Source organism: Streptomyces sp. NPDC007856 (assembly GCF_042868225.1).
Taxonomy (GTDB): domain Bacteria; phylum Actinomycetota; class Actinomycetes; order Streptomycetales; family Streptomycetaceae; genus Streptomyces.
The window spans coordinates 1-2,568 of sequence record NZ_JBIAEC010000092.1 but is presented as its reverse complement, the minus strand read 5'-3'; the positions used below and the strand labels follow the sequence as shown (position 1 = coordinate 2,568).

The 2,568-nt window shown below is 69.1% G+C and carries 4 protein-coding genes; 1 reads left to right on the top strand and 3 read right to left on the bottom strand.

What is annotated here, in order from left to right; genetic code table 11:
• Positions 1 to 156 precede the first annotated feature (156 nt).
• The 3 genes from ACFYOH_RS44650 to ACFYOH_RS44640 form a co-directional block, all read right to left on the bottom strand.
• Positions 157 to 669 carry a hypothetical protein gene (locus ACFYOH_RS44650; RefSeq protein WP_388638074.1) on the bottom strand — a complete coding sequence of 171 codons (513 nt, stop codon included), beginning with the start codon at positions 667 to 669 and terminating at the stop codon, positions 157 to 159.
• 344 nt (positions 670 to 1,013) lie between these two features.
• A complete protein-coding gene (locus ACFYOH_RS44645; RefSeq protein ID WP_388638071.1) occupies positions 1,014 to 1,571 on the bottom strand; it encodes a TetR/AcrR family transcriptional regulator in 558 nt (185 codons plus the stop codon).
• Between the two features lie 5 nt (positions 1,572 to 1,576).
• The gene (locus ACFYOH_RS44640; RefSeq protein WP_388638068.1) at positions 1,577 to 1,939 is read right to left on the bottom strand and encodes a DUF1304 domain-containing protein; all 363 of its coding nucleotides are present in this window, start codon (positions 1,937 to 1,939) and stop codon (positions 1,577 to 1,579) included.
• Between the two features lie 203 nt (positions 1,940 to 2,142).
• On the opposite strand from ACFYOH_RS44640, the gene ACFYOH_RS44635 reads away from it, so the two are divergent.
• Positions 2,143 to 2,568, top strand: a 426-nt coding sequence (locus ACFYOH_RS44635; protein WP_388638065.1) for a transposase, incomplete at its 3' end; no start/stop codon positions are given.

Sequence of the window (2,568 nt, the reverse complement as noted above, 5' to 3'; positions counted from 1 at the left end):
CTCGACAGGCTCCACGGTCTCCAACTCCACGGCGGTGTAAGTCACTTGACGTCTCTCCCATGATCGTCGGATCCGCCGTTAGATTTACACTCCCGGTCGTGGACGTGGCCGGTGAGGTGAGGGCGACGGTGAGTAGGTGGCGGATCTCCGGGACGGTCAGCGTGACCGGTTCGCTGCTGCGGGTGGGGTGGTGCGGATCGGCAGGCGGTCGGGGGCTGCGCTGGCGGCGACGGCGGTCAGGAAGGCCAGGGCGAACATGGCGAGCGTGATGTGCCGGTGCCATGAGGTCCAGTGCCTGACCTGGTAGTGGTCGAGTCCGACCTTGGCTGCCTGGAAGCATTCCTCCACGCTCCAGCGGACGCCAGCAACGCGGACCAGCTCCGCCAGCGCCACCTCGGTGGGTGACCAGCACAGGTAGAAGGCGAGTTCACCGGTGATCCGGTTGCGGCGGATGAGCAGGTGGCGGTGGCTGACGGTGCCGATGTGGATCCAGGCCCAGTCGTAGTAGCGCGGGTCCTTCGCCCCGGGGCCGGCACTGTGCCGTTGCCAGGCCGTGGCGGGTAGGCGGTGGGCCAGGGTGTCGGCGCGGATGGAGGTGCGGCCCTGGTTGACCCGGACCCGGACGGAGCACGCGACCGCCAGCACGATGCCGCCGGTGGCCGACACCATGGGGCGACGCCGGGTAAGCCCCGCAACCGCTACGCATCAGCGACGGCCCGCGCACTGGTGGGCGCAGGCCGTTGAGGACGGCGCTGTCGGCAGGCCCGAGCTGGCGCCGCTATGGGGTGGCCGCGCGGCTGGGCATTGTCGCGGATGGTGCGCCGCACGGCTGTTGTTGAGGCGGGACATAACGGCGCGGGCCTGGGTGCAGGCGCCGATGGGTTTCGTGGCTGGTGTGCCGACCGGCTACTGCCGGCTGGCGAGGATGCCAAGTGGGCTTCTGGAGGGTTCGGGGCGGCTTGCCGATGGCGGGTGAACCCTGCGGCAGTGGTGGGCGGTTGGGAAGGCCCTCGTCAGGGAAGGTGCGTGCGGTGCAGGTGGACGAGCAGGCGCCAGACCCGCTGCGCGATCTCGGTGGGAGTGGCCTCGATGAGACCGTGCAGCCAGTCGGCAAGAACCCCGGCGAAGGCCGCGGCCACGGCCGAGGCGACCAGGTCGGGCTCCGGTGCACCAGCCAGTGTCCGCTCGGTGTGGCTGCGGGCCCGCAGATCCTGGTGGAGCACATGGCCGAGGGGGCCGCTGCCGCCCGGGCGTAGCAGTTCCCGGTAGAGCCCGGCGTGCGGGGCGAGACGGTCGAAGAAGGCAAGCAGGGCGGGCGGCGGGGTGTCGGGATCGGGTGAGCCGCGCCACGCGTGCAGGGCGTCCACGGCTTCGCGGACGATATCGACGCAGGCGTCGACGGCGAGCGCCTCCAGGTCTGCGTAGTGGAGGTAGAACGTGGCGCGGCCAACTCCCGCCCGGCGCACCAGCGCGGCGACGCTGACCTCCGCCAGCGGGCGGTGGGCGCACTCCTCCAGCAGTGCCCGGTGCAGCTCGGCCCGGGTGCGTGCCGTACGGGGATCTGCCTGCACGACGGTCACCGGGCCAGCAGGACGGCGGCGAGTGCCAGTGCCCCGGGCAGCGCCTGGGCGATGAAGATGCGCCGGTTGGCGGTGAATCCGCCGTACAGTCCGGCGATGAGCACGCAGGCGAGAAAGAAGACCTGGACCCGGAACCCGGTCGGATTCTCTGCTACCAGAGCCCAGACCAGTCCGGCAGCCAGGAACCCGTTGTAGAGGCCTTGGTTCGCGGCGAGCGGGGCGGTGGCGCGAGCCATGGCCGCATCAAAGCCGGAGAGCCTGCGGCCGGTTCTCCTCTCCCACAGGAACATCTCGAGAATCAGGAAGTACGCGTGCAGCGTGGCTACCAGCGCGACCAGCACATTCGCAGTTGTCTCCATGGGGTACGCCACTCCTCAGCTTTATAGACGGGTGTCCATGATACATGGACACCCGTCTAGTACTCCGCTCTGGTTTCGCGATCTTGCGGCGGATCCAGCTGGGAACGGGTACGGCCACCGCGTGATCATCGGTTGGTGTGTGGACAAACGAAGATCGTGTGGTGGCCGCGGGCCATAGCGTAGACCCTGGCCGTTGGCGGGCGATGTTCGACCAAGTCATGGCCCGGATCGCGGGCCGCTTCGGCCGAGTTGAGCCTCGGGCCACGGCCCGCGCCTATCTGCTCGGGCTGTTGTCGGATGTCGAGCGCAAGAACTGCTGGCAGCTGGCCGAGCAGGCCGGCCACGTCCGACCCGGGCCGATGCAGCATCTGCTGCGCTACGCCCGCTGGGACGCTGATGCCGTTCGTGACGACCTGCGCACCTACGTTGCCGACCACCTCGGCACCGACGGCGGTGTGCTGATCGTGGATGAGACCGGCTTTGTGAAGAAGGGCACCACTTCTGCGGGGGTGCAGCGGCAGTACTCCGGCACGGCGGGGGCTTGTATTTCAATTACTGCTTGCTCAGGCGGAGTTCGTGGGACGGTGGACCATGAGCGTGCGTCCGCCCGTCACCGCCTTACGAGCCAA